General features: G+C 68.2%; 7 protein-coding genes. 4 read left to right on the top strand and 3 right to left on the bottom strand.

Annotation, left to right across the window (positions count from 1 at the left end; genetic code table 11):
* Positions 1-332 precede the first annotated feature (332 nt).
* Positions 333-1,031 carry an AIM24 family protein gene (locus AC2W7C_RS12285; RefSeq protein WP_486001697.1) on the top strand — a complete coding sequence of 233 codons (699 nt, stop codon included), beginning with the start codon at positions 333-335 and terminating at the stop codon, positions 1,029-1,031.
* A 70-nt stretch (positions 1,032-1,101) separates the two neighbouring features.
* Here the strand turns inward: AC2W7C_RS12285 and AC2W7C_RS12280 are convergent, their stop codons facing one another.
* The 3 genes from AC2W7C_RS12280 to AC2W7C_RS12270 all read right to left on the bottom strand — a co-directional run bounded on the left by AC2W7C_RS12280 (position 1,102) and on the right by AC2W7C_RS12270 (position 4,762).
* Complete coding sequence (locus AC2W7C_RS12280) at positions 1,102-2,457, bottom strand: serine hydrolase (protein ID WP_486001696.1); 1,356 nt, start codon at positions 2,455-2,457, stop codon at positions 1,102-1,104.
* A 164-nt stretch (positions 2,458-2,621) separates the two neighbouring features.
* Complete coding sequence (locus AC2W7C_RS12275; protein WP_486001695.1) at positions 2,622-2,861, bottom strand: DUF2164 domain-containing protein; 240 nt, start codon at positions 2,859-2,861, stop codon at positions 2,622-2,624.
* Positions 2,861-4,762 carry an ABC-F family ATP-binding cassette domain-containing protein gene (locus AC2W7C_RS12270; RefSeq protein WP_486001694.1) on the bottom strand — a complete coding sequence of 634 codons (1,902 nt, stop codon included), beginning with the start codon at positions 4,760-4,762 and terminating at the stop codon, positions 2,861-2,863. Before AC2W7C_RS12270 ends, AC2W7C_RS12275 begins: the two co-directional genes overlap by 1 nt.
* Before the next feature lie 135 nt (positions 4,763-4,897).
* Between AC2W7C_RS12270 and ndk the strand changes: the two genes are divergently transcribed.
* From ndk to AC2W7C_RS12255, 3 genes are all read left to right on the top strand, one after another.
* A complete protein-coding gene (gene ndk, locus AC2W7C_RS12265; RefSeq protein WP_486001693.1) occupies positions 4,898-5,317 on the top strand; it encodes a nucleoside-diphosphate kinase in 420 nt (139 codons plus the stop codon).
* 88 nt (positions 5,318-5,405) lie between these two features.
* Positions 5,406-6,056: a YoaK family protein gene (locus tag AC2W7C_RS12260; RefSeq protein WP_486001692.1), complete on the top strand. Its 651-nt coding sequence runs from the start codon at positions 5,406-5,408 to the stop codon at positions 6,054-6,056.
* Positions 6,057-6,102: 46 nt separating this feature from the next.
* On the top strand, positions 6,103-6,283 hold a 181-nt coding region (locus AC2W7C_RS12255), incomplete at its 3' end, for a hypothetical protein (protein ID WP_486001691.1).

The following is a 6,283-nucleotide window of genomic DNA, read 5'->3' as shown; positions in this document are numbered from 1 at the left end:
GACAGGCCGTCGTGGAGGGACGACGACGCTGGACCGCGCGGCCTTCGGACCTGGGGCTGGCGTCGGACGCGGCCGGCGACTGGGTGTCCAAGACCGTCACGGTGACGGTGTCGGTCGGGCGGCCCGGGCCGGCTAGCGGTCAGCCGGCCTCGTCGACGAAAATCAGGGGGGTGGGTGTGGCCGCGGCAGGGCGTCGGCGATCCGGCCCGCGCCGCCTTGTTCGGAACCATTGTGAAGCTTCCGCACTCTGATCGGCGACGGCTCGATGGGCTTGTTCAACCCGAAACATCCAGTCAGCCTGATTGTCCCGCAAATCCGCCTTTGAGGTTCCCATGCCGGTCAAGACCGTCGCCGAATTCGTCGCCGCCTATAAGGAAAAGGATGTCAGCACCGAAGCCTTCGAGCTGGAGAACCAGTACCTGCTGGAGATCCGGCTGAACGGCTCGGTATGGGCGAAGTCGGGCGCCATGGTGGCGCGGACCGGACAGGTGAAATTCACCCGTCAGGGCCTGATGGAGCAGGGCCTGGGCAATCTGCTGAAGAAGGCCGTCAGCGGCGAGGGCATGGTGCTGATGAAGATGGAAGGCCAGGGTCGCGTCTACCTGGCCGACACCGGCAAGAAGATCACCCTGCTGCGGCTGGACAACGACACCATCTTCGTCAACGGCAACGACGTCCTGGCGCTGGAGAACGGCGTCGACAACCAGATCACCATGATGAAACGTGTCGCCGGCATGCTGTCCGGCGGGCTGTTCAACGTGAAGCTGAGCGGGAGCGGCATCGTCGCCATCACCTCCCATTACGATCCGCTGATCCTGAAGGTGAGCGCCGCCACCGGCCCGGTCTTCACCGATCCCAACGCCACGGTGGCGTGGTCGGGAAGCCTGTCGCCGGAGATCGCCACCGACATCTCGCTGAAGACTCTGGTGGGCCGCGGATCGGGCGAGAGCATCCAGATGAAGTTCGCCGGCGAAGGCTGGGTCGTGGTGCAGCCCTACGAGGAGACCTACCTGCAGGCCAGCAGCAGCTGACGGCCGGCGCGGGCGGGGGCGGCTGGAACCTCCCCGCCCGCAGCGCCGCGCCAGGCGCCGCCGCGATCGGCTATTTCCTGCGTGCGGGCATGGTCCGGCCGTCCTGGTGCAGAACCAGACCCTCGACGGCGCCCGAGGCTCCGCGGGTGAAGGTGACCTGGGCGTCGACCTCGCTCAAGAAGAAGGCGTCGGCGGCTTCCGGATGCAGCTGGAGCGGCCCCTGGTCCGTCGCCTGGAGGATCAGCCTGCCGTCCACGACCGAGACGGTGATGGCGAAGGCCGGGGACATCTCGTAGACGCCCTCGTAGGCCCGCAGCTGTTCGGGCGCGACCGTGATCGCGCGGCGCTCGGACTGAAGGACGACGGTTTCGCCGCGGGCCAGGGCCAGCAGCGCCTCGCCGAGCTTGTCCGAGCCGACGCCGTTCAGATTGCCCAGGACGACGACCGCCAGGCGGCGGGCCGGGTCGTAGGCCATGTGGGTGTTGAAGCCCTCGATGCCCCCCGAGTGGCTGATGGTCGTGTTCCCGTCCTTCTCCACGACGAAGAGGCCGAAGGCGTATCGGTTGCGGACCGGGGTCGTGAGAAGCGCGAGCGAGGCGGGCCGCAGCAGCCGCCCGCCGAACAGTCCCTGTTCCCATTTGAGCATGTCGCGCGTGGTCGAATACAGGGCCCCCGCGCCTTGCGGGATGCTCATGTCCAGATAGTCGGCGTTGACGATCCCGGCGGCGGTTGGCGTGTATCCCGCGGCGCGACGCGGCAGGACGACGGCGTGATCGTCGTAGCCGCTGTCGCTCATGCCGAGCGGCTGTAGCAGGTTCTTCGCCACGAATTCGGCATAGGAGATTCCACTGGCCTTCTCGATGACGGCGGTCAGCAGGATGTAGCCGGAGTTGGAGTAGTTCCAGCCCTCGCCCGGCTGGAAGTCCAGCGGGCGATCGCGGAAGCGCGCGATCAGGCTGTCGGTCGTGGCCGGCAGGGTCCTGGAGGCGCTGTAGTCGTCAAAGTCGGTGAAGTTGGGAACGCCGGCGGTGTGCGCCAGCAGGTGGCGGACCGTGACCCGATCCCACGCCGCCGGCGCATCCGGAAGCCAGGTCTTCACCGGCGCGTCCAGATCGACCAGGCCGCGTTCGTTCAGAAGCAGGACGGCGACGGCTGTGAACTGCTTGGTCAGCGAGCCCAGGCGGAATTTGGTGTCGCCGTCGTTGGGAACGCTCCATTCCCGATTGGCGAAGCCGTAGCCCCGATCGAACAAGACCTCGCCGTCGCGCGCGACCAGGACGGCCCCCGAGAACTCGCCGGCGTCGGCGGCGGCCCGGGCGACCTGGTCCATGCGGTCGGAATCCTGGGCCAAGGCCGGTGCGGCGGAGAGGACGACGGCCGTCAGGCCGGCAAGCGCGAGACGCAGGCCGCGAACAGTCTTCGACATATTGAATCCCCCCGGAAGCGCGACCTTCGCGCTCTGACAGCCAGAGGCTGCACTCTGCACCGTCCGACGCTCGCCGCCACGTTAGGTTTTCGTAACGCCGTCGCCCGGCTGCTTTCCTCGTCCCGGCGAAACCGGAATCCGCCCCGTGGTGAGGAAAGGGAGGGCTAGTTCCGCTCGAGGCCGGCGATGGCCTCGGCGACAGCCTCGGCCTTCGCCTGAACGACGGCCTGGGCGTCGTAGAGGGCGCGGTTGTAGAAGAAGGGACCGATCTCGCGGGCCAGGAAGTCGACCAGCATCTCGGCCGGCAGGTCGCGCAGCTCGACGTCGAATTCGTCCCGGAAATAGGGGCGGAGCTTCGCGGCGATGGCGGCGATCTCCTCGCGGCTGAACTGGATCGGCTTCATCAGGCGACCTCCGCCAAGGCTTCCTCGGCTTCCATCCAGGCGGCCTCGGCGGCGTCCAGATCGGCCTGGGCCTTGGCCCGGGCCCGGCTGAGCCCCTCGAGCTTCTTCGGGTCATGGACCGCCGCATTGGCCAGGTCGTCGTCGAGCCGGGCGAGGTCGGCGGCCAGGGCCGTCATCTTCTCTTCGGCCTTCTTGACCGCATGGCGCAGCGTCGACGGCGAGGGGCCGGATTTCTTCTGATCCCTATCGCTCGCGGCGCGGCCGCTCGCTGCTTGAGGGGCGGCCGGGGCCGGCTCCGGGTCATGCTTCACCTGAGACGGCTTCATCCCGGCCTGCTTCGCGCGATCGAGAACGAACTTGGCGTAGTCATCCATGTCGCCGTCGAAGGGCTGGACGGTCCCGTCCGCCGCCAGCCACAGGCGGTCGGCGACCAGCTCCATCAGCGAGCGGTCGTGGGTGATCAGGATGACGGCGCCGGTGTACTCGTTCAGCGCATCCAGCAGGGCGCGGCGGCTGTCGATGTCCAGGTGGTTGGTCGGTTCGTCGAGGATCAGGATGTGGGGCGAGTCCATCGCCACCAGATTCAGCAGCAGGCGGGCGCGTTCGCCGCCGGACAGGCTGGCGACGGTCGTCTCCTGCTTCTCGAACGGCAGGCCGAACTGGGCCAGGCGCGAGCGGCGGCTGGATTCCGAGGCGTCCGGCATGGCGCGCCGGATGATCTCCAGCGGCGTGTCGGTCGGGTCCATCGCCTCGATCTGGTGCTGGTGGAACCAGCCCACGCGCATCTTGCCGTCGCGATGGAACTCGCCGGTCTCGACCGTCAGGGCCTTGGCGATGAGTTTGGCGAAGGTCGACTTGCCCGCGCCGTTGACGCCCAGCAGGCCGATGCGGTCATCCAGGTCCATGCGCAGGTTGAGATTGCGCAGGATGGGCTTGCCGGGCTCGTAGCCGACGTTGGCGCGCTCAAGCCGGATCAACGGCGGGGGCAGGGGGCGTTCCGGCGAGGGCAGGACGAAGGGGGCGACGCGCTCTTCGGGCGGCAGCTCGATCCGCTCCATCTTCTCCAGCTTCTTGACGCGCGACTGGGCCTGAGCCGCCTTGGAGGCCTTGGCCTTGAAGCGGTCGACGAACTTCTGAAGGTGGGCGCGTTCGGCTTCCTGCTTGGCCTGGGAGGCGGCCATCAGGCGCAGCTTCTCGGCGCGGGTCTTTTCGAAGGTGTCGTAGTTGCCGGTGTAGAGGTCCAGCTTGCGGTTGGAGAGGTGCAGGATGTGGGTGCAGACCTCGTTCAGCATCTCGCGGTCGTGCGAGATGATCAGGGCCGTCGCCGGATATTTCTTCAACCGAGCTTCAAGCCACAGCGCGCCCTCCAGGTCGAGGTAGTTGGTCGGTTCGTCGAGCAGCAGCATGTCGGGCTCGGCGAACAGGGCCGCGGCCAGGGCGACGCGCATCCGCCAGCCGCCCGAGAAGTGCGACATGGGACGATGGATGTCCTCCTGGCTGAAGCCCAGGCCGACGAGAATCTCCGAAGCGCGCGCGGGGGCGGCGTCGGCGTCGATCTCGATCAGGCGGCCCCAGATCTCGCCCATCTCCTCGGGCTCGGCGGTCTCGAGCCGGGTCAGGAGGTCATGGCGCTCGGTGTCGGCCTCCAGGATGGTCTCCAGCACGCTGACGGGCGTAGCGGGATGCTCCTGGTCGACCGAGCCGATGCGCGCTGTCTTGGGCAGGCTGACTTCGTCGCCGCCGGCGACCAGCTCGCCCAGGATCACCTTGAACAGGGTGGACTTGCCGATGCCGTTGCGGCCGACCAGACCGACCTTGGCGCCGGGCGGCAGGCTGACGGAGGCGTCGTCGAGGAACGAGCGGCCCCAGGCGTTGAGGGTCAGGCGGTTGATCTGCAGCATGGTCTGGCGGGCTCGAACTCGACCGTCCCTGAAGCAGCGAGCGGCCGCGCCGCGAGCGTTAGGGACGCCTTGGAAACACTGGAGGGCGCGTCTATAAGCCCGCGACCTTCAATCTCCCAACTAGAAGTCACTCCCATGACCGAACGCACCTTCTCGATCATCAAGCCCGACGCCACGCGCCGCAACCTGACTGGCGCGATCAACGCCGTGATCGAGGGCGCCGGCCTGCGCATCGTCGGCCAGCGCCGCGTCAAGCTGACGACCGAGCAAGCTCAGAAATTCTACGCCGTGCACGCAGAGCGCCCGTTCTACGGCGAGCTGGTGTCGCAGATGACGGCCGAGCCGGTCGTCGTCCAGGTGCTGGAAGGCCCGAACGCCGTCGCCGCCTACCGCGAAGTCATGGGCGCCACCAATCCGGAACAGGCCGCCGAGGGCACCATCCGCAAACAGTTCGCCCTGTCGATCGGCGAAAACTCGGTTCACGGCTCGGACTCGCTGGACAACGCCAAGATCGAGATCGAGCAGTTCTTCACGGACGACCAGATCGTCGGCTGATCGAAGCTTCCTTCGATGACCCCCGCGGCGGCCGGATCGTGACGATCCGGCCGTTGTCATGTCAGGCTGCCGCCGAAGGGCGAGTCGCATGAAGGAATATGGCCACAGGGGTGTGATGCTGGCCGCCGGCCTTTCGGCCCTGGCGGGTTTCGTCGACGCCGTGGGCTTCATGACGCTGGGCGGGTTCTTCGTCTCGTTCATGAGCGGCAACCTGACGCGGCTGGGCGTAGCCGTGGCCACGGGACGGGTGGAGCAGGCGGGCGTGGCCGCCGGGATCATCCTGCTGTTCGTCATCGGCGTGGTCGCCGGGGCCCTGGTCGCGCGCCGGGTCGGCGAGGAGCGCCGGTCGGCCGTGCTGGCCTGCGAGGCGGGCCTGCTGCTGATCGCCGCGGGGCTGTGCACGAGGGGATGGACCTTGCCGGGGATGGCGGCGGTCGTGTTGGCGATGGGGGTGGAGAACGCCGTCTTCCAGCGCAAGGGCGATGTCGGTGTGGGCCTGACCTACATGACCGGCACCCTGGTGCGCATGGGCCAGCGGATCGCGACGGCCCTGACCGGCGGGCCGAAATGGGAGTGGGTTCCCTTCCTGCTCCTGTGGGTCGGTCTGGCCGCGGGCGGAGCGCTCGGGGCGTTGGGCTATCTGCGATGGGGCGTTTCGGTTCTGTGGCCGGCGGCGGCCGTCGCGGCGGGGCTGGCCGTGGCCGTGAGAGTGGCGGAGGCGCGCACGGAACGGGCCTGAGGGCCGGACGTTCATCGTCGGACCTCAATTCTCCGGAGGACCAACGATGAAAACCGCGATCCTTCTCACCGCCGCCGCCGCATCGCTGACCCTGCTGGCGGCCTGCGGGACCACCGTGGAGCAGCGCGCGGCGACCGGCGCGATCGGTGGCGCGGTGGCTGGCCAAGCCATCGGCGGCGACACCGGATCGACGGTCGCCGGCGCGCGATGGTCGCGGTCGCGGGCGC

This window comes from Brevundimonas sp. CURTG3B2_SDJG (assembly GCF_057364705.1).
The sequence above is the reverse complement of the archived record's forward strand: the minus strand, read 5'-3'. Positions and strand labels throughout refer to the sequence as shown.